Origin of the sequence: Tumebacillus amylolyticus (assembly GCF_016722965.1) — a bacterium.
In the GTDB taxonomy this organism is placed as follows: Bacteria; Bacillota; Bacilli; order Tumebacillales; family Tumebacillaceae; genus Tumebacillus; species Tumebacillus amylolyticus.
The window spans coordinates 663084-683148 of the sequence record NZ_JAEQNB010000001.1; the positions used below are offsets into that span (position 1 = coordinate 663084).

Here is a 20065-nt window from a genome sequence, read left to right on the forward strand (position 1 = left end):
ATGAAATACCGTGATCTGCATATCAACGTGAAAGTACGATTGGTCGAGGCGTTTTTAGTCAACTTAGTGGGCAATATGATCTATCCGTTTATGGCGATCTATTTTGCAGATCGCTACGGCCCTGCGATCACCGGGTTTCTGTTTGTCGCGAACATCCTGATCGGGCTGTTCTTTGGACTGTACGGCGGGGTGCTCGCCGACCGTTTTGGTCGGCGAAAGATGTTGCGAATCGCGGAAACGGGCCGTTTCCTCTCGCTGTTGATCATCGGTTTGGCGAACTCGCCTTGGTTTGATTCACCATTGACGACGCTGGTTCTCGTGTTGATTTTGAACGGATTTGGCGGTTTGGCCTTCCCGGCGATGCAAGCGATGATCGTCGATTGCACCACGCCGGAGGACCGTAAGTTTGTGTACAGCCTCGATTATTGGACGTTGAACACCTCGCTGCTGATCGGCGGGATGGTCGGGGCGTTTTTCTTCCGATCCTACCTGTTTGAGCTGTTCTCGGCGGCGGCTTTGATCTCGTTTGGCTCGCTGTGCTTGCTGTTGTTCGTCATTCGAGAGACTCACTTCCCCAAGTCAAAATCTGCGCAGGAAAAAGCGGGTGAACCCGCTCCGAAATCTCAAGGCGGCGGCTACGGGATGGTGTTGCGTGACCGCACGTTCATGCTCTATATCTTGGCGGTGGCACTGTTGCTCTCGCTCGAGCAGATCTTTTTCAACTATGCGGGCGTCCGTCTGTCCGGCGAGATGACGACCCAATCGCTGTTCTCATGGGGCGATCAAGATGCGAAGGTCGACGGAGTCGGCATGTTCGGGATCTTGCGCACCGAAAACGCTCTGTTCGTCGTGTTGCTGGCCGGGGTTGCCACGCGGTGGTTCAAACGTTTCCGGGACACAGGCGTGCTGATGGCAGGCATCTTGGTTACCATGATCGGGTTCGCCGTGCTGGCGGTCTCCAACAGTCCGTGGCTGTTGCTGGTCTGCATGTTGATCGCCACGCTGGGGGAACTGATGCACACCCCGATTCGCCAGTCCTATCTCGCGGAGATCATTCCGCCCGCCAACCGGGGCACATACATGGCGATGACGGGGTTGAACCCGGTCATCGCACAGCTGATCGGAGCCGGTTCGATCACAGCCGGCGCCGTCGTTTCCTCTTGGGTGATCAGCATTGCCACGCTTGTGATCGGACTGGCGAGCGCAGGGCTGTTCGGGAAAACGTTACTCAATTTGCCAAAGCGCAAACAAGCGATGGAAGCAGAAGAGGCTTTGCAACAAGGAGCTTCCACATAAGGTTTGAGGACGAGGAGGAACGTGACGATGACCGATAGATTGAAACAAGGGTATGAACCGATCGCCATCGTAGGGATCGGTTGCAGATTTCCAGGCGGTGTCCGCGACCCCGAGAGTTTCTGGAACTTGCTTCGCGAAGGCGTGGATGCGGTGACGGAAGTGCCGGCCGACCGTTGGGATACCCAACGCTTCTATCACCCCAATCACAAAAAGCCGGACACGTCCGATATGCACTGGGGCGGATTCGTGGACGATGTCGACAAGTTCGATCCGGAGTTCTTCGGCATCTCGCCCCGGGAAGCGGATGAGATGGACCCGCAACAACGAATGATGCTTGAAGTGAGCTGGGAGGCGCTCGAGGACGCGGGCTTGCGGCCGGAGAAATTGATTGGCTCCAAGACGGGCGTTTACGTAGGAAGCTACACGTCTGACGATCAGTTCTTGCAGACCGCCCAGCACAAGGTCGATTTTCTCGACTTGAACTCGCTTTCCGGGTTCATGACGACGATGACCTCCAACCGGGTCTCCAACGCATTCGACTTCCAAGGACCTTCGATGACGATCGACACGGCTTGCTCCTCCTCGTTGGTCGCTGTGCACCTCGCCTGCCAGAGCTTGATCACGGGGGAATCGAACCTCGCCTTGGCGGGCGGTGTGAACATCATGGTCACGCCGCACATCACGCTTGATAAGACCGAAGGCGGCTCTTTTTCCCCGGACGGCCGTTCCAAGGCGTTCGACTCTCGGGCGAACGGCTATGTGCGCGCCGAAGGGGGCGCCATGGTCGTGCTCAAGCGATTGGAAGAGGCGTTGGCGGACGGGGATCCGATCTATGCGGTGATCGCCGGGTCGGCGTGTAACCAAGACGGTAGCAGTGATGGGGTAACGGTGCAGAACGAACAGTCGCAAGAAGCGCTGATGCGGGACGCCCTGAGTCTTGCAGGCATCGAGGCGCATCAGATTCAATACATGGAAGCTCATAGCACGGGAACCTCGGTGGGCGAACCGATCGAAGCGAATGCGCTCGGGAATGTGCTGTCTGAGAACCGTCCGGATGGCGAGTATTGCTGGGTCGGATCGGTGAAGACCAACATCGGCCACACAGAAGGAGCCGCCGGGGTAACCGGGCTGATCAAAGCCGCGCTGAGCTTGTGGAAGGAAGAGATCCCACCACATCTGCATTTGCTTGAAACCAATCCGGAAATGGATCTGGAAGCCCTGCGTCTGCGCGTGCCGACCACCCTCCAACCGTGGGAAAAAACGACGAAACCCCGTTATGCTGGCATCAACTCCTTCGGTTTTGGCGGCACCAATGTTCATGTGATTTTGACCGAAGCTCCGGCAGTTGCTGAAAAAACGGAGGTGCCGAGCGCTCCTACCGATCAGTTGATCCCTTTGTCCGCCCGCACGCCGGAGGCGTTGCAAGACGTTGCCGCCTCCTATCGGGCGGCGCTCGCAGAAGGAGGCAAACTGGCACAGGTCAGCTTGGCTGACCTCGCACACAGCACCGCCTTGCATCGAGGACACCATCCGCAGCGCATGGCCTTGGTTGTTTCGAACAAGGACGAGCTGCTTGAAGCGCTCGACGCCGTTGTGACTTCGGAAACCCATCCGCGCGCCATCGAAGGAACTGCGCCCGTTACTCCGGAGAAAACGCGCCGCCTCGCTTTTGTCTTCACAGGAATGGGGCCGCAATGGTGGGGTATGGGACGCCAACTGTATGCGGAGGAGCCGGTCTTCCGCGCCACTCTCGACGAGTGTGACCGCGTGTTCCAAGCGATGTCCGGATGGTCGCTGCTGGAGGAGATGTTGAGGAAGGACGAGTCACAGTCCCGCATGGAAGAGACACAGATCTCCCAGCCGGCCCATCTGTTCCTGCAGATCGGTCTGACGAATTGGTGGCGGTCGATGGGCATTGAGCCGGAGGCTGTCGTCGGGCACAGCGCCGGGGAAGCGGCCGCTGCCTACGCGGCGGGCATCCTGTCCATGGCAGAAGTTGTGCGGATCGTCTATCATCGCAGCCGCCTGCAACAGCCGATCACCGGTCAAGGACAAATGATCGGTGTCGGGCTGTCGGAGTCGGCGATCCGTCAACATCTGCAAGGATACGAAGACCGGATCAACCTCGCCGCGATCAACTCGCCGGGCGGCGTCACGCTGGCGGGAGAGACGCAAGCGCTGGAGGAAGTGCTCAGACCTTTGCAGGAGGCGGATGTTTTTGTCCGCGATCTAAAAGTGGGCATGGCGTTCCACAGCCATTACATGAACCCGATGAAAGAGGAGTTCTTGGAACAATTGGAAGGGATGAAAGCTCAAAAGAGCGCGATTTCCTACTACTCCTCGGTGCTGGGTGTGCAAGCGGACATTCACGAACTTGGCACCGAGTACTGGTGGCGCAACTTGCGGGATACCGTGCAGTTTGCACAAGCGGTGTTGATCATGATCGAGGACGGCTATGACACCTTCCTTGAGATCGGCCCGCATCCGGTGCTCGCGGGTTCCCTTCGTGAATGCCTCGCGCTGAAAAATCGCACGGCTGAGGTACTCCCTTCGATTCGGCGTGCGGAAGCGGAACGTCCGCAATTGATGAGCACTCTGGGTGCCTTGTATACGCTCGGCTATGAGCCGAACTGGAGAGCGTTGGTTGGACAGGCTGCGTTCGTTCGCTTGCCGAGATATGCGTGGCAGCATGAGTCGTACGGGCACGAGACGTCTGCTTCCCGCCGCCACCGTCTGGGGGATGGAGAGGCACACCCGTTGTTGCAACAGCGCCTGTCCACGACGCGTCCGGTCTGGGAATCGAGCCTCGACCTACGGGGCTTGCCTTATCTGGGCGATCACCGGATTCGCGGGGCGGTCGCCTACCCGGAGGCCGCCTATATGGAGATGGGAATGGCCGCGGCTCGCACTCTGTACGGCAGTCAGTCCGCCGGGTTCGAGCTATCCGACATCTCGTTTGAAAAAGCGTTCTTCCTGAATGCAGAGACGGGAAATAAAGTGCAACTGCATTTCAACGGCGCAAGCGGGCACTTTGAAGTTTACTCCACCGAGTATGAGAGTGATCATCCCGTCTGGACGAGACATGCAGCGGGCACAGTCAGACCGAGGCCGTCCACTGACGCGCGCAAGGCCGACCTCAACGCGTGGCGTGTACAATGTGTCCACGCTATTTCGAAACAACAAGCCTACGCGCATTTCCAAAGCCTCGGACTTGAGTGCGGTCCGTCGTTCCAAGGCATGGAACAACTTTGGCAAGGACAAGGAGTGGCGTTTGCTGAGTTACGGATGCCACAGCTGGTGGAGGCGGAAGCGGCCGACTATGTGTTCCACCCGGCGATGCTCGACATCGCCTTGCAGATGATGGCAGCCGTGATGCCGTATGACGGGGGCGATCGTTCGGCGCTGTTCATGCCGGTTGCGATCTCGCAGGTTGTGTTGCGGCAGGCACCGACTCCGCGCATGTGGGCGTTTGCCCGCCTCGATGAACACACAGACAGCGCGGTTCGCGCCTCGATCACCGTCGTGGACGAACAAGGCCATGTCGTACTGGAAGTGACCGACCTCCTCGCGCAGTCCTTCCAAACGGTCGCAGCAGGACAGGCCGAGGCAGCGGCCACGGTCGATTTTGGCGATATCTATCGCCAGACCGAAGACCATGAACGGCAAGAGCTGTTGACCGAGGAACTCACCGGAATTGTCTCGCAAGTACTGAACGTGCCCCGCGCCAAACTGCAGACGGGACGTTCTCTGCAAACATATGGATTGGATTCGATGATGGCGATCAGGCTCAAGGGTCGCTTGGAAAAAACACTCGGCTCGTCCGTGTCGCTCGTCGACTTGATCCAAGGGGTGAGCGTCGACGAATTGGCGACCGCCCTGCGTCCGCAAGTGGATGAGTGGGCGATGCTCTCGTCGGTCGATCTTGAAGAAGACCTGCTGGCGGAACTGAGCGAACTCTCGTCGGACGAACTGGATGCCATGCTGGCTGAAATCGCCGTTTCCAAGGAGGACTAATGCATGAGTAACGTAAAAGATCGGCTGTCCCAACTTACGCCGGAACAGCTCCATGCTTTACAGGCCCGACTGAAAAAAGACAGAGTGGCAGCTACCGCAAAAGGCAACTCGATTGCGGCGCTGCCTCGTGACCGCGAGATGTATCCGGTGTCGTTTACCCAAAAACGGATGTGGCTGCTCCAGCGAATGGACCCGGACAATGCCTCCTATAACAACGCGTCGATCATCCGGTTAACAGGGAGCCTCGACCCGGCGCTGATGCACAAGAGCCTCCAAGAATTCGTCAACCGTCATGAAGCGCTCCGCACGACCTTCCACGAACAGGGGGAAGGGGAGTTGTATCAGCGGGTGCATGACACGCTCGAACTTCCCTTGCCGTTGTACGACCTTGAACACCTCCCGATCGAGCTGCGGGAGGAGGAAGCGAAGCGGTTGATGCGCCAAGAAGCGCATCAGCCCTTTGACCTCGAAAACGGTCCGTTGATTCGCACCTTCCTCTACCGCCTCTCGGAGCGGGAGCATCTCATCATGTTCATGGTGCACCACATCGTCATCGACGGTTGGTCGGCCAGTGTGTTCCTTTCCGAGCTCGGGCTTCTGTACGGGGAAGCCAGCACCGGAACCCGCGCCAACTTGCCCGTCCCGGAACTGCACTTCATCGATTTTGCCGCTTGGCATAACGAATGGTTCAACGGTGAGGTCGCCGCGAAGCAGCTTGCATATTGGAAAGAACAGCTCGCCGGCAAAGTCCCGGCGCTTGAACTGCCGGCGGACCGCCCGCGCCCTCTGATCCCGCGTTACCGCGGGTCGATCTGCCGCTTGCACATCGAAACTGACTTGATCGCTCGCTTGCAAGAATTGAGCCGTGAAGCGGAGACCACGATGTTCATGACCCTGATGGCGGGCTTTCAGGCGCTCCTGCACCGCTATACGGGCCAAACCGATTTTTCGGTCGGGTTCCCTGTTGCCGGCCGGTCTCGCGAGGAGACTCACGGCATCTTTGGACCGTTGATGAACACCGTGCCACTGCGGGCGCTCGTCTCGGAAGAAGAGTCGTTCCTCGAACTCTTGCAGCGCGTGCGTGAGCGAGTATCCGGCGCGATGGCCAACCCGGATGTACCGCTTGAAAAACTGGTCGAAGAGTTGCAGCCGGAACGCCAGCCGGGCACTTCGCCTTTTTATCAGGTCATGTTCAACCTGATCTTCGAAATTCCGGAAACGCACCTGCCGGAGCTCAGCATCGTCTACGAAATGTTTGATTCAGGCGTCGCCAAGTTCGATCTTGTGATCGAAGCGTTCTTGAAACCGGACGGATTGCATCTTGTGTTCGAATACAACACCGATCTGTTCGACGAAGCGACGATGGTGCGTCTGGCCAACTCGTACCGCATCCTGTTGGCCGGTGTCGCCGAGCAGCCGGAACGCCCGGTTTGGCAATTGCCGGTACTCACGCCGGAAGACACCCACCGCGTGCTCGTCGAGTGGAACGACACCGCAACGGAGCAAGACCCGCGCACGCGTCATGTTGTACAAGCATTCGAGGAGATGGCAGCGCATCATGCGACTGACATCGCGGTGGTTGGAGGCGATGTGCGCCTGACCTACCAAGAGTTGAACGAGCGCGCGAATCGACTCGCCCGTTTCCTGCGCGAACGAGGCGTGGTGAAGGACAGCCGCGTAGGTCTCTGCGCGGATCACACACCGGACATGGTCGTGGGGGTACTCGCGGTGCTCAAAGCGGGCGGGGCCTATGTCCCGATCGATCCGGCTTACCCGCAGGATCGGATCGCCTACATGATGGAGGACAGCGGGATCGAACTCTTGCTCACCCAGAGCAAGTTGGCGGAGCGTCTGCCTGACAAAACGCGGCGCTTTTTGCTGGACACCGAATTCGAAACATTGACCGAGTTCGCAACCGACAATCTCGATCTTCCCATCACGCCAGACGACCTCGTGTATGTCATCTACACCTCCGGCTCAACAGGCCGTCCCAAGGGTGTTCTGATCACACACGGCGGCTTGATGAACTACCTGACCTGGGCGATCGACACCTACGCGCAAAAAGGTCACGGGGCTCCCGTGCATTCCTCGCTGGCGTTCGATTTGACCGTCACCTCGATGTACGTTCCGCTGCTCAGCGGCAAGCGCGTCGTGTTGGCGGCTGGATCGATGGGGGTAGACGCCTTGGTCGAAGCGATGCGCCAGTCGCCGGGCTACAGCTTGACGAAAATCACTCCGGCTCACCTGCAACTGCTCGGCATGGAAGCACAGTCCGGCGGGGATGCCCATACCTGGAATCACGTCTTCGTCATCGGCGGTGAAGCGCTCACCTATGAAAGTATCGCTCCGTGGCAACAGCTCGCCCCCGACACCGTGCTGATCAATGAATACGGCCCGACGGAAACGGTGGTCGGCTGCTGCGTCTACAGCGTGCCGCGTGGAGAACAAGCGGCCGGGACCGTCCCGATCGGACGACCGATCGCGAACACGCAGCTCTACGTGCTCGACCGACATTTTCAACCGGTGCCGATCGGGGCGGTTGGGGAACTGTACATCAGCGGCTACGGCGTCGCTCGCGGCTACTTGAACCGTCCAGAGTTGACCGCGGAACGTTTTGTCGAGAATCCTTTTGTCCCAGGCACCCGCATGTACAAAACGGGCGACCTCGCCCGCTACCTGTCCGACGGCAACCTCGTCTACCTCGGCCGTCTCGACGACCAGGTGAAGATTCGCGGATACCGCATCGAGCTCGGGGAGATTGAAACGGTGCTGGCCACGCACGCCCAGGTCAAGCTGGCGGCCGTCGTTGTACAAGACGACGGACAAGGGGACAAGCGTCTCGTCGGCTACTACACCACGGCAGACGGTGGACCCATTCCCACTCGCGACTTGCGCAGTTTCTTAAAAGACACGCTCCCGCCGCACATGGTCCCGGCCGCACTTGTGCATCTGGAGAACATGCCGCTCACCGTCAACGGCAAGATCGACCGTAAGGCGTTGCCCGCACTCGAACGCACAGGTACCCAAGAGGCTGTGGAGGCTGTACCGATCACACAATTGGAGTTGCAGGTGAAGGCGGTGTGGGAAGCCGTGCTGAAGCGGGAACAAGTGAATGTGACGGACAACTTTTATGAAATCGGCGGGCACTCCGTCAATGCGATCTTGATCACCTCACGTCTGAAAAAAGCGCTGCAGGTCGACTTCCAGATCCGCGATATCTTCCAAGCGCCGACCGTGCGTGAACTGGCAACGTTCCTCGGCGCGAAACTGCGTGCGGAACATGGGGACGAACTGCCTGCGTTGACGCATGTAAAACGAGATCAGCCGTTGCCGCTCTCGTACGAACAGCAGCGCCTCTGGCTTTCAGATCAGATGCAACAGGATACGCAATACAATGTGCGGTTTGTGTGGGAGTTGGAGGGGCCGGTGCAGCCGGGGGCGCTTGAGCAAAGCTTCCTTGAAATCATTCGACGGCATGAAGCGTTGCGCACCGTGTTCCGCCTGGAGGGCACGCAACCTGTGCAAGTCATCCTCCCGGAAGTCGCCTTCCAGATCGAGCGGTTCGACCTGCGGGGCCTTTCGGACGAACAGCAGCAAGCACAGCTTGACGAGCATCTGCAAAGCATCAACACGCCGTTCGATCTGGCGGAAGGTCCGATGTTGCGTGCGAAGCTGTTGCAGCGAAGCGAAGTGCGTCACGTCCTGCACCTGTGCGTGCATCACATCATCGGCGACGGCTGGTCGCTCGACATCCTCGCTCGGGAGTTGACCGCCCTGTATGAAGCCTATGCGGAGGGACGCGACGTTTCACTGCCTGAGCCGCGCCTGACGTATGCGGACTACGCGGTCTGGCAGCGGCGCTTGCTGGAGGAAGGCTATCTGGACGGGCAACTGCACTATTGGCAAAATAAGCTGGCCGGGGCTGCTCCGCTACTCGACTTGCGCCCCGACTTTCCTCGCCCGGCTGTGCAGAGCGTCAACGGAGACACGTTGCGCCTCCAACTTCCCGCCGGCTTGCAAGAGGGCTTGGAAGCGTACTCCCGTCAAGAACGCGCTACGCTGTTCATGACGTTGCTCTCCGCCTATAACCTCGTGCTCAGCCAGCGCAGCGGCACCGATGACATTCTCGTCGGTATCCCGATCGCCAATCGTCATCAGGAAGAGACGCAAGCGGTGTTCGGCATGTTCCTCAACACGCTGGCGATCCGCTCGGATCTGTCAGGGGTGGAGACCTTCCGTGACTTGCTGGCGAGCGTGCGCGACAGCTCGCATGAGGCGTTTTCCAATCAAGAGGTGCCGTTTGACCGTGTGATCGAAGCTGTGAATCCGGAACGCAATACCGCCTACTCGCCGCTGGTGCAAGTCTGGTTCAACCACCAGAACACGCCGCGCCGCGAGTTCGAATTGAAGGGGCTGACTTTGCGCCAGCAACCGGTCGCGGAAGAAGCGGTCAAGTTCGATTTTATGTTGGAAGCGTTGACGGAGACGGACGGGCAACTGAACGTCTCGTTCTCCTACAACACCGATCTGTACCGCGCGTGGACCGCCGAACTTCTGGCCGGCCAGTGGCAAGCCGTCCTCACCCGCATCGTGAAACAGCCAGAGGTGACGCTGTCTGAACTGCGTCTGGAATTGGCAGAGCTGGCACGACTTGCGGAAGAACAACACAAGCAGTCCTTCCAATCGGCGCGCCGTTCCAAATTGCAAGCGATCAAATCGAAAAAAACAGGGGGTACGACGGAATGAAGAAAGGTCTGTCTGAGTTCAAAACGAAAGCTGTGAAATTGTCCTCGGAGCAAGAAATGATGCGAATCGAAGACTTCGCACCGGGTCAGCGTCTGCCGCTCTTGATCACACCGATGATGCCGGGCGTCAACCTGCTGGACTGGTGCGCGCGCAACCGTACCAAGTTGGAGGAGTTGCTGTTGGAAACGGGCGGTCTGCTGTTCCGCGGGTTCGACATCTCCACGCAGGAGCGTTTTGACGAGTTCGTCTCGGGCATGTGCGATGAATTGCTGGTCTACAACGAGTCCTCCTCGCCGCGCACGAAACTGACCAGCAACGTGTATACCTCGACCGAACATCCGAAGGAACTGGTGATCCTTCAGCACAATGAACTCTCCTATTCGAATGTTTGGCCGCAGCGTATCTGGTTCTGCTCTGTGGTGGAAGCACAAAGCGGCGGCGAGACTCCGCTCGCAGACATGCGCCGTGTCTACGAGCGTATCGATCCGGAGATCCGCGCCAAGTTCGAGGAAAAAGGCTGGATGCTGATGCGCAACTACGGCGATGGATTCGGCCTGCCTTGGGAGGATGTGTTCCATACGGAGGATCCTGCTGAAATGGAAGCGTACTGCCAGGAAAATGGAATTGAAGTCGAGTGGAAGGCAGACGGGAACTTGCGCACGCGTCAAGTCCGCAAGGCGGTGCGCCTCCACCCGACCACTGGTGAGAAGCTTTGGTTCAACCACGCCGCATTCTGGCATGAATCCAGTCTGGAGCCGGAAATTCGCGAACTGTTGACAGCGGAACTCGGCGTGGAAGGGTTGCCTTACAACACCTACTATGGGGACGGGACACCGATTGAAGAGGAAGTTGCGGCGGCGTTGCGTGCTGCAACCGAAGCGGAGACGATCGCCTTCCCTTGGCAAAGAGGGGATCTGCTGATGCTGGACAACATGCTCGTTTCGCATGGCCGCAACTCGTTCACGGGCGAACGCCGCACGCTGGTAGCGATGGGCGAACCGCTCACCAGAGCAAATGCTGACCGCATTGAAGCGGAGATGAAGAAGTAGACAAAAAATCCCCTGTTTTAGTAGGAGGGAATGATTCGGGCATTGACTCGGGTTCGCAAATAAAGGTTACTCTCTGTAGCTAATGGTGCCGAACACGAGACCTTGCCTGAGTTGACAAGGATTCAGATTCATGACAAAAGGGATTCAGAACCGTGAGGTTCTGAATCCCTTTTTGTCAATTACGACCGCCCTATAGGCCCTGCGCTGGCGAGTAAGGGAGCCCCATTTTTCGCAAAAGTTACGAATCGTATTCTTGGAGTGACCTCCTAAAGTCTTAGGGGTACAACGCCCCTTAAGATCCGTGATTACAGTGTGGTATGGTGTCGATGCAAAATGGCGAACTATTCAATCCTGATAACCTCCGGTGTTTCTTCATGTCGCTGTTCAATCTGGGCGGTGCAAGCAGATGGCGTAGACGCTCTAGTCGCGGACGAGTCCAGCTGATCTCAGCAGCAGCCTTAGTGCTGGAACTGGGAATTGAGGAAGACAAGTTGTATGGTGATAGTATCGGTTCCCTTGGAATGACAGACTGGAACTCATTCGCAAAAACACCAAACATCGGAAGTGCCACTTTTTGTACATCAAGGCGGCCGTTCTTACGTTCTCTTTTGTGATCAAAAAGATTGCGGCGGCGGGACAGTAAAGCTTATCAACTCGACGAAAATAAAGTTGTAATGAACTAGCGTCCCTTGGGAGTTAGTTTTTTTTAAGGTGAAGAAACCGAAATGTTACGTGAATCGGGTTACTTACAAATAGGGAGCCGACTTTTTATTCAAAAACACCGCTTTTCCAAGGTCATCCCTGAGAGGGCAATTCAATGCCCGGATTCTTTTTTCAATCCTGTGTTGACATGGAGTTGACTCTAAGTTGTAAAGTTCGTCATCGGTGCAGGACGGGGCATGGGCGTTGATTTTGCGAAGTCCGTCCTGGCAGCAGATCATCAAGTTGTCGCGACCTTTCCTTTCGCATTGGGAGCCGTGTACATCCTCTTGTTCCTCTTGGGACATTTCGTCGTTGCGATGTACTTCATCGTGTTCCTGTGGGGAGTCTTGGCGGGGATGGGGTCGAATTACGGGCAATATTGGATCGCGTCTGCAGCTCCGGAAGCTCCGGATTTCGCGAATGGACTTTTTTTAACATCCGCGAACTTAGGAACCACGATGGGGACAGCTGTCGGGGGATTCCTGATCTCCACGACCAACACACAGTACGTCGTATTCGTAGGATATCTCTCGTTGATCTTGTGCGCGGCCTTTATTTATATGAGAAAAGAACACAGGTGGTATTGATATGGATCGCGTCGAGAAAAGTAAGGAAAAGTTCAAGCAACTGTTTGGAGAGGTTGTACTTTTCATTTTTGGCGAAGTTTTTTATCAGGGGAATCTGGATGACAAGCAGTGCGAATTGATCACTTTGGTGGTGTTTGCCACCAACCAGACTTGGCCTCAGCTTCAGGCACATGTACACGCCGCGCTGAACGTCGGGCTGACACCGGTGGAAATCAAGGAAGCGGTCTACCAGTGCGCACCATACCTTGGATTTCCCAAAACGCTCAACGCCTTGCCATGTATTAAGGAAGTGATTCCGGAAGTGGAGCGCTAAGTTGCGAGAGGCACACAGGAGCAACTCCTGGAAAATTTACAGGTTGGCCCTTATCACCTTGTGGTTGACTTGGAGCCGACTCCAAGTTGTAAGATACCCTTGTATGTTCTGAAATTTCCTGAAAACAGGTGATGAAGGTGGAGGAATTGTCGATTAAGCAAGCGGCAGAAAGAACGGGTCTCAGCGAAGATACGATTCGGTACTACGAAAAAATCGACCTGCTCCCCCCTGCCAAACGAAACAGCGGCGGGCGACGGGTCTATGGGGCTGACGATCTGGAGCTCATGGTCTTCATTACGCATTTGAAGTCAGCGGGCATGTCGCTGGAGACCATTAAGTATTACTTGAGTCTGAGCTTGGAAGAGGACCCGAACGCCGCTTCGGAACGACTGGCTTTGCTGACGGAGCAAAAGAAACTGGTGGAATCCAAGCTTGCGGAATTGCAGGCCGTTTACAAGGTTCTTGAGCACAAAGTGGAGCATTACACAGAAGTTTGCTTGCCGGAGAAACTTCGTCTCAAAAAAGAAACGGTCCCCAAGTAAAAAAACCAACTTCCATCCGGGTATGGAAGTTGGTTTTTTTATGGATCGAGGGGTTGACTTGGAGTCGACTCCAAGTTGTAGGCTTTACACAGACACACAATACAGGAGGAGAGAACATCACATGTGCCAAACTCATACGACATCTACCCGAGTTCTGAGCGTTGCGAGTGCAAAAGCACCGTTTGAACGTACCACGTTGGAGCGAAGAGCTTTGCGTCCGCACGATATCTTGATCGACATTCAATTCAGCGGCATCTGCCACTCCGACATTCACAGCGCCTTCGATGAATGGGGCGGCGGCGTTTTCCCGATGGTTCCGGGCCACGAAATCGCCGGCGTCGTGGCGGCAGTCGGTTCGGAAGTGACCAAATTTGCTCTCGGTGACCGCGTCGGAGTTGGATGCTTTGTAGATTCCTGCGGCGAGTGCGAATACTGCCTCAGCGGGGAAGAACAATACTGCAAAAAAGGCGTCGTCTCCACCTACAACGCCCTGGATTACGACGGCAACCCCACTTACGGCGGATACAGCCAAAAAATCGTCGTCACGGAAGGCTTCGTCGTCCGCATTCCGGATGCGCTGTCTCTGGACGTGGCAAGTCCGCTTCTGTGCGCAGGCATCACCACGTATTCCCCGCTGAAACACTGGAACGCCGGCCCCGGCAAGAAAGTCGCCATCGTGGGCATGGGCGGGCTTGGCCACCTCGCGATCCAATTTGCACATGCGCTGGGTGCAGAAGTGACTGTCCTCAGCCGCTCTCTGAATAAAAAAGACGAAGCCCTGAGCTTTGGCGCAGATCATTACTTTGCAACCGGCGATCCCGCAACCTTCACGGAGCTGGCGGGCCGTTTTGACCTCATCTTGAACACCGTGTCGGCGAATCTCGATGTGGACGCGTACTTGTCGCTGCTGCACATCGACGGAACGCTCGTCAACGTCGGCGCACCGGCCGAGCCGGACAAGTACCATGTGTTTTCCTTGATCATGGGCCGCCGCAGCATCGCCGGTTCGCTCGTCGGCGGGATTCGGGAAACGCAAGAGATGCTGGACTTTGCCGCTGAGCACGGCATTGCCCCGCAAATTGAAGTCATCAGCGCCGACCATGTCGACGAAGCGTATCAGCGTGTTCTCCAGAGCGATGTGCGGTACCGCTTCGTGATTGATGTCTCGACTTTGTAAGGAGGAGAGTTCCAAATGGAATACCGGACTGTAGGCAAGACCGGCATACAGGTCTCCAGTTTGTGTTTTGGCACGATGTCGTTTGGCGGGAATGCCGATGCGGAAACCTCGAAAGCGATGTTCAAGCGTTGTCGGGAAGCGGGCATCAATTTTTTCGATACGGCGAACGTGTACAGCATGGGTCGGTCGGAAGAAATCCTCGGCGAGTGCATCGCGGATTGCCGGGATGAGATCGTCCTCGCTTCCAAAGTCTATTACCCGACTTGCGCTGACATCAACGCCAAGGGCCTCTCCCGCCGTCACATCATGCTGGAAGTGGAAAACAGTTTGCGTCGGTTGAAGACCGACCGCTTGGATTTTTACTTCGTGCATATGTTCGATGACCACACTCCGATGGAAGAAACGCTCCGTGCGTTGGACGACCTGCAAGCACAAGGCAAGATCCTCCACCCGGCGGTCAGCAACTGGGCGGCATGGCAAATCGCCAAAGCCTTGGGGATCTCGGCGAAGGAACAACTGGCCCGCTTTGAATTGATCCAACCGATGTACAGTTTGGTGAAGCGCCAAGCCGAAGTGGAAATTCTGCCGCTCGCCGCTTCCGAACAGGTCGGTGTGATCTCCTACAGTCCCTTGGGAGCCGGACTTTTGACCGGCAAATACGGCGTGAACAAACGACCCGAGCAAGGACGACTCGTGGAAGAAAAACGATACACCGACCGCTATGCCGATGAGACGAACTATGTGGTAGCGGAACGATTCAGCGCCTATGCCGCAGAACACGGCATCAACCCGGCCACGCTTGCAGTTGCATGGGCGATGTCCCATCCGGCGGTCACAGCCCCGATCATCGGGGCAAGACATGTGGAACAGTTGGAGGATTCGCTGGCTGCTGTGGATGTGGACATGACTCCCGAATGGCGGGATGAAATCTCGTCCCTTTCGGCACCTCCGCAACCTGCAACCGACCGCGGGGAAACGCTGCTGCCGATTTGGAGCTAACCATCACGAGAAAAGGAACTTGGTACAAGCGTCCTTCCCCTTGTAAGAGACCCTGCATATTCTCAGGAGTATCAAACTGGTGCCGCATCATCGGTACACAGGCACGACAGAACCGGCTCCGAGATGTAAGTGCGCACAAAAAAACGGCAACCGATCTTGGTTGCCGTTTTTGCGTTCGCAGATGTCTTCGCAAGCACGGCTCCCGCAGGACCCGTGCCGGTGACGATCTAGTCGTAGGCTGATCATACTCGCTACCACCCCCTTTGCTTATACCTCGTGAATATGCCGATACCTCAGCTCCGTTCATGGCATATGCTATTCCAAATTCATGGGGAGGGAGGTGTAAGAAATGAAACGAGTACAGATCCGAATCGGGCGACCCAACCGTTTGTGCCGCCAATTTGCACGGATTCTGGGCGGAACGCCGATTGTGATCAACGGTATTTGCACCGCACAATTTGGTCGTGTGATCCCGGCAACAATTCTTGGCCGTCGCACGGAATCGCCGTTGGCACTGCCGGCTGCATTTTCTTTTGAAAAAATGGACAACCGTGGACGAACCCTCAATCTGGGGGAGACTGTCCTGCTGCAGAGCGAAGCGAACCCGTTGATGCGCGAACTGAAAAAACGCGGCATCACCGTGACCGCCCTGCACAATCACTGGCTGTTTGAGAACCCCCGCTTGATGTACATGCACTTCGAGTCCATCGACCAGCCGCTGAACTTTGCGCGGAAGGTCAGAGAGGCATTCCGCGTTCTGAAGTAAGTAAACGAAAGACGGCCTGTGTAGGTCGTCTTTTGTTTGACAAAGTTATAAGCAAATGATTATATAACGATGAGGTGATTAGATGGAGATTGAGGTTCTGGAGGAGTGTTTCAAAGCCTTCGCAGACAAAACGAGATTGCGCATCCTTGCCTTGCTTCGGACCGAAGAGCTATGCGTATGCGAATTGGTTGAGATCTTGCAGATGACGCAACCGGCTGTCTCTCAACACCTTCGAAAGCTCAAGACTGCAAAACTGGTCAAGGAACGCAAAGAAGGTCAGTGGGTATTCTATTCCTTGGACGGTTCTTCGTATCCGTTCTTTGAAGATAACTTGAAAGTCTTGCCTGACTTGAGCTCGAAAATCGAAGAACTCAAGCAAAATGGCCTCAAAGTCTGCTGTAGGTAAGGAGGATGACAATCATGACTACATTCCGTATGCACGTCGCGATCAACGTGACAGATTTGGAAGCTTGCCTTGCGTTTTACCGCGCGATGTTCGGTGCAGAACCGACGAAGGTCAAAGAGAACTACGCGAAATTTGAGTTGAACAACCCGCCGCTTCACTTCTCCATGAACGTGCGTCCGTATGAGAAAAACGGAGCCCTGAATCATCTTGGCTTCCAAGTGGAGAACACCGAAGCCGTTCACGCCATGAAATCGCGGTTCCAAGAAGCCGGGCTCGTCACGATCGATGAAATGAACACGACATGCTGTTATGCGGTGCAAGACAAAATTTGGGTTTCCGATCCGGAGGGCAACGCATGGGAAGTGTTCTACACGCGGGAAGACTCCGAATTTGAATCTGCGGGAGAAGCGGCAGTAGCAGGTGTCTGCTGTGCACCGGCTCCTGTGGAACTCATCAACCTCGACTAACGGAGGGCTCTCCATGACAGACAACAAAAAAATCATCTATTTCCTCTGTACCGGCAACTCCTGCCGCAGTCAAATGGCGGAAGGCTTCGGGAAAAAGCACCTCGGCGATCACTTTGACGTCTACAGCGCGGGGATTGAAGCGCATGGACTGAACCCGAACGCTGTCAAAGTGATGGCCGAACAGGGCATCGACATCTCCGGGCAGACGTCCGACATCATCAACCCGGAGCTCTTGAACAAAGCGGACTACGTAGTCACCCTCTGCGGCGATGCCAACGACAAGTGCCCGATGACTCCGCCGCATGTCAACCGTGCTCATTGGGGCTTCGATGATCCGGCGAAAGCAACCGGGACTGACGAAGAGAAGTGGGCCGTGTTTCAACGAGTACGAGACGACATCGAAGCACGCATCAAGCGTTTTGCCTTGAATCAATAAAGCACGGCATGTCAAAAAAGGGCACAGCTCATCAGCTGCGCCCTTTTCGCTTTGGCACAACAACGTTTGAATATTATGAAATTATATTTATGAATCTCTTGAATTACACTCTACAATTATGTTATAACTGAACTACTAACTGAGACATACATCCTTGGATACTCAAACTCTAAAGGAGGTAGTTTCCCATGGAAAAAATGTTTGATCTCGACGTGCAAGTACAATCGACCAAATCGGCGGGCACTGTAAACGCTGCTTGGACGACGTCTTGCTTCTGCTCGATCGGCACCGACAGCAGCTGCTGGCTCAACCAGATGTAAGGATACCTCTGCCATTACCCGTTTGAGACGGGTGATGGCTTTGTATTATTAGAATTTTCTCGCTATGCCCAAGATCCGATGATCCGCGAAGCGATTGCCGTAGCTTCCACCTCTCTGCTTGCGTCGCTTCCCCAATTGGAAACGAGATCGACACCGTTTGGTCTGTTTTCGGGTGTCGCGCACGGACGTTTCGCAGCTGCATCGGCTCTGCAGATCTCAAGCAAGAACAAACGACGTACATTCTGACTCGCCATGCGCTGCAGGCGATGAAACATTTTCGGAGGGGAACACAATGAACGAAAACGAACAGATCGGTATAAAAGAGGTTCTGCAATCGTTCCGGCACTGGCGCAATCTGTTCGCCCTGATCTGGAGAGCGAATCCCAGCTATCTGATGCGGGTCGTCCTGATCTATCTCTTGCTCGGGGTGACGCCGATCGTGACGCTCGTCGCGACGAAGAAGTTGATCGACGGGGTTATAGCCGGACAAGCGCTGGCCGCAATGGGCTGGTATGTCGGGATCTTGGTGTTCAAGCAGGCCTTGACCATCGCCCAATCCTACTATGAAGGACTGTTCCAGCAGTTGGTCGCCAACGCGGTACAGGAAAAAATCATCGAAAAAACGACCCAACTCAGCTTGGCCGACATCGAAAATACAGACGTGCAGGAGCAACTGAAACGGGTGCAACAAGAAGCGATGTATCGCCCGTATCAGATGTTCACCCAGATGCTGAACGTCATCAACAACGTTGTCACCTTCGTAGGTGCGGTGGTGCTGTTGATCTCGTGGAAGTGGTGGGCGGTGCTGGTGGTTGCCTTGACGACGGGGATCTCGTTCTACACGAGTCTGCGGATCAACCAAGAGCAGTTCAAGATCGTCTACGAGCGGGCGGCGAAGCAACGGGAAGCGTGGTATTACACCCATCTGCTCACCTTCGACAAAACGTTCAAGGAGATCCGACTGTTTCAATTGGGCGAGTTCTTCCTAACCAAGTTTAAAGCCATCTACCGCGACTTCTATATCGTCGACCAGAAGATCGCCAAGAAACGACTGAACTGGTCGGCCGCCAGCGAAACGCTGAATCTGGTGGCGCTCATCAGCGTGATCTACCTCGCCGTGCGGGAAGCGATGCGCAATGTGTTCGGCGTCGGCAACCTGTACAGCTATGTGCAAGGGATTTCGCTGACCCAAACCAGCGCGCAGAGCGTGTTTTCGAACATCTTGGCGATCTGTCAGCACAACTTGTACATCGAGCAGTTGTTTGTGTTTCTCGCGTTGCCGACTGTCGAACCGAAGCTGTTAAGCGGGGTGCAAGACGTCGAGCGGATCGAGACGTTCGAGTTTCGAGATGTTTCCTTTTGCTATCCGGGGACGGAGCGCGAGGTGTTGCACAACGTGAGTTTCAGCTTGCAGCGGGGGCAGTGCATCGCAATCGTCGGGCGAAACGGTTCGGGGAAAACGACGCTCGCCAAACTCATCACTCAACTCTACGCCGGGTATGACGGCGAGATTCTGGTCAACGGAGAGTCGGTGCGCACATTGGATGTCGAGCAGTTGCAAAAGCGCATCGGCGTCGTCTTCCAAGACTATGTCCATTATGAGATGACGCTGCGCCACAACATCGGGCTTGGCAATACGGAAACCATCGAGGACGACGAGAAGATCTGGGAGGCGAGCGAGAAAACGGGCATCGGGTCGTTTGTCCGCAACTTGCCGCATCAATTGGATACCGAACTCGGACGCTGGGTCGTCAAAGGTGAGCAGTTGTCGGGCGGTCAGTGGCAACGGATCGCCATCGCGCGCGCCTTCATCCGCAACGCCGATCTGTATGTCTTGGACGAGCCGAATTCGGCGCTCGACCCGATCGCGGAGTTTGAAATGTTTGAGCGCATCCGCGACCTGTTGCGCGATCGATTGGGAATTTACATTGCGCACCGACTCGCTTCTGCACGGTTTGCCGATCGGATTTTGGTGATGGACGGCGGACAAGTCATCGAGCAGGGGACGCACGACGAACTGATGGCGCTCGACGGGCAATATGCCGAAATGTATAACGTGCAAACGAATCTCTATGAGGTGAAAGCGTAAGGAAGCAGCTTGGAACAAATCGAGGCTGCCGCTAATGTCCTAAAAAAAGCAACACCCGTTCACTTGGAAACGGGTGTTGCTTTATTGAATTTTATAACATTGCGGTGTGTATTATCAAGTATAAGGTCGGACAGCCCGGAGGCTCGGGGCTGGGGT

At 55.9% G+C, this 20065-nt stretch carries 16 protein-coding genes; 15 read left to right on the forward strand and 1 reads right to left on the reverse strand.

What is annotated here, in order from left to right:
• The 9 genes from JJB07_RS03150 (at nt 1) to JJB07_RS03190 (ending at nt 15425) form a co-directional block, all read left to right on the forward strand.
• Nucleotides 1-1296 carry an MDR family MFS transporter gene (locus tag JJB07_RS03150; RefSeq protein WP_201631031.1) on the forward strand — a complete coding sequence of 432 codons (1296 nt, stop codon included), beginning with the start codon at nt 1-3 and terminating at the stop codon, nt 1294-1296.
• Nucleotides 1297-1323: 27 nt separating this feature from the next.
• Nucleotides 1324-5310 carry a type I polyketide synthase gene (locus JJB07_RS03155; protein WP_201631033.1) on the forward strand — a complete coding sequence of 1329 codons (3987 nt, stop codon included), beginning with the start codon at nt 1324-1326 and terminating at the stop codon, nt 5308-5310.
• Between the two features lie 3 nt (nt 5311-5313).
• Complete coding sequence (locus JJB07_RS03160; protein ID WP_201631035.1) at nt 5314-10056, forward strand: non-ribosomal peptide synthetase; 4743 nt, start codon at nt 5314-5316, stop codon at nt 10054-10056.
• On the forward strand, nt 10053-11105 hold the full coding sequence (locus tag JJB07_RS03165) for a TauD/TfdA family dioxygenase (RefSeq protein WP_201631037.1): 1053 nt from the start codon (nt 10053-10055) through the stop codon (nt 11103-11105). Before JJB07_RS03160 ends, JJB07_RS03165 begins: the two co-directional genes overlap by 4 nt.
• Nucleotides 11106-12004: 899 nt before the next feature.
• A complete protein-coding gene (locus JJB07_RS03170; protein WP_201631039.1) occupies nt 12005-12394 on the forward strand; it encodes an MFS transporter in 390 nt (129 codons plus the stop codon).
• A 1-nt stretch (nt 12395) separates the two neighbouring features.
• Nucleotides 12396-12707 (forward strand): carboxymuconolactone decarboxylase family protein, encoded by a 312-nt coding sequence (locus JJB07_RS03175; RefSeq protein WP_236587577.1) that lies wholly within the window; start codon nt 12396-12398, stop codon nt 12705-12707.
• A 137-nt stretch (nt 12708-12844) separates the two neighbouring features.
• Entirely contained in the window at nt 12845-13249 is a 405-nt protein-coding gene (locus tag JJB07_RS03180; protein WP_430727200.1) for a MerR family transcriptional regulator, read from the forward strand.
• A gap of 121 nt (nt 13250-13370) precedes the next feature.
• Nucleotides 13371-14426, forward strand: coding sequence for an NAD(P)-dependent alcohol dehydrogenase (locus tag JJB07_RS03185; protein ID WP_201631043.1), 1056 nt, complete (start codon nt 13371-13373; stop codon nt 14424-14426).
• 15 nt (nt 14427-14441) lie between these two features.
• Nucleotides 14442-15425, forward strand: a complete 984-nt coding sequence (locus tag JJB07_RS03190; protein ID WP_201631045.1) for an aldo/keto reductase — start codon at nt 14442-14444, stop codon at nt 15423-15425.
• 87 nt (nt 15426-15512) lie between these two features.
• On the opposite strand, the gene JJB07_RS03195 is transcribed toward JJB07_RS03190, so the two are convergent.
• Nucleotides 15513-15671, reverse strand: a complete 159-nt coding sequence (locus JJB07_RS03195) for a hypothetical protein (RefSeq protein ID WP_201631047.1) — start codon at nt 15669-15671, stop codon at nt 15513-15515.
• Between the two features lie 103 nt (nt 15672-15774).
• Here JJB07_RS03195 and JJB07_RS03200 point away from each other — a divergent pair, with 103 nt between their 5' ends.
• From JJB07_RS03200 to JJB07_RS03225, 6 genes are all read left to right on the forward strand, one after another.
• Nucleotides 15775-16191 (forward strand): DUF1259 domain-containing protein, encoded by a 417-nt coding sequence (locus tag JJB07_RS03200; protein WP_201631048.1) that lies wholly within the window; start codon nt 15775-15777, stop codon nt 16189-16191.
• An 82-nt stretch (nt 16192-16273) separates the two neighbouring features.
• Entirely contained in the window at nt 16274-16597 is a 324-nt protein-coding gene (locus JJB07_RS03205) for an ArsR/SmtB family transcription factor (protein WP_201631049.1), read from the forward strand.
• Between the two features lie 14 nt (nt 16598-16611).
• Nucleotides 16612-17064 (forward strand): ArsI/CadI family heavy metal resistance metalloenzyme, encoded by a 453-nt coding sequence (locus JJB07_RS03210; protein ID WP_201631050.1) that lies wholly within the window; start codon nt 16612-16614, stop codon nt 17062-17064.
• A gap of 13 nt (nt 17065-17077) precedes the next feature.
• Entirely contained in the window at nt 17078-17500 is a 423-nt protein-coding gene (gene arsC / locus JJB07_RS03215) for an arsenate reductase (thioredoxin) (RefSeq protein WP_201631051.1), read from the forward strand.
• Between the two features lie 188 nt (nt 17501-17688).
• Entirely contained in the window at nt 17689-17820 is a 132-nt protein-coding gene (locus JJB07_RS03220) for an FDLD family class I lanthipeptide (RefSeq protein ID WP_201631052.1), read from the forward strand.
• 292 nt (nt 17821-18112) lie between these two features.
• Nucleotides 18113-19909 carry an ABC transporter ATP-binding protein gene (locus tag JJB07_RS03225; RefSeq protein WP_201631053.1) on the forward strand — a complete coding sequence of 599 codons (1797 nt, stop codon included), beginning with the start codon at nt 18113-18115 and terminating at the stop codon, nt 19907-19909.
• Nucleotides 19910-20065: the final 156 nt, after the last annotated feature.

Bases quoted from the DNA above. Each gene is read 5' to 3' on its own strand.
- JJB07_RS03150 (WP_201631031.1), top strand. From the start codon at position 1: ATGAAATACCGTGATCTGCATATCAACGTGAAAGTACGATTGGTCGAG.
- JJB07_RS03155 (WP_201631033.1), top strand. From the start codon at position 1,324: ATGACCGATAGATTGAAACAAGGGTATGAACCGATCGCCATCGTAGGG.
- JJB07_RS03160 (WP_201631035.1), top strand. From the start codon at position 5,314: ATGAGTAACGTAAAAGATCGGCTGTCCCAACTTACGCCGGAACAGCTC.
- JJB07_RS03165 (WP_201631037.1), top strand. From the start codon at position 10,053: ATGAAGAAAGGTCTGTCTGAGTTCAAAACGAAAGCTGTGAAATTGTCC.
- JJB07_RS03170 (WP_201631039.1), top strand. From the start codon at position 12,005: ATGGGCGTTGATTTTGCGAAGTCCGTCCTGGCAGCAGATCATCAAGTT.
- JJB07_RS03175 (WP_236587577.1), top strand. From the start codon at position 12,396: ATGGATCGCGTCGAGAAAAGTAAGGAAAAGTTCAAGCAACTGTTTGGA.
- JJB07_RS03185 (WP_201631043.1), top strand. From the start codon at position 13,371: ATGTGCCAAACTCATACGACATCTACCCGAGTTCTGAGCGTTGCGAGT.
- JJB07_RS03190 (WP_201631045.1), top strand. From the start codon at position 14,442: ATGGAATACCGGACTGTAGGCAAGACCGGCATACAGGTCTCCAGTTTG.
- JJB07_RS03195 (WP_201631047.1), bottom strand. From the start codon at position 15,671: ATGATCAGCCTACGACTAGATCGTCACCGGCACGGGTCCTGCGGGAGC.
- JJB07_RS03200 (WP_201631048.1), top strand. From the start codon at position 15,775: ATGAAACGAGTACAGATCCGAATCGGGCGACCCAACCGTTTGTGCCGC.
- JJB07_RS03205 (WP_201631049.1), top strand. From the start codon at position 16,274: ATGGAGATTGAGGTTCTGGAGGAGTGTTTCAAAGCCTTCGCAGACAAA.
- JJB07_RS03210 (WP_201631050.1), top strand. From the start codon at position 16,612: ATGACTACATTCCGTATGCACGTCGCGATCAACGTGACAGATTTGGAA.
- arsC (WP_201631051.1), top strand. From the start codon at position 17,078: ATGACAGACAACAAAAAAATCATCTATTTCCTCTGTACCGGCAACTCC.
- JJB07_RS03220 (WP_201631052.1), top strand. From the start codon at position 17,689: ATGGAAAAAATGTTTGATCTCGACGTGCAAGTACAATCGACCAAATCG.
- JJB07_RS03225 (WP_201631053.1), top strand. From the start codon at position 18,113: ATGAACGAAAACGAACAGATCGGTATAAAAGAGGTTCTGCAATCGTTC.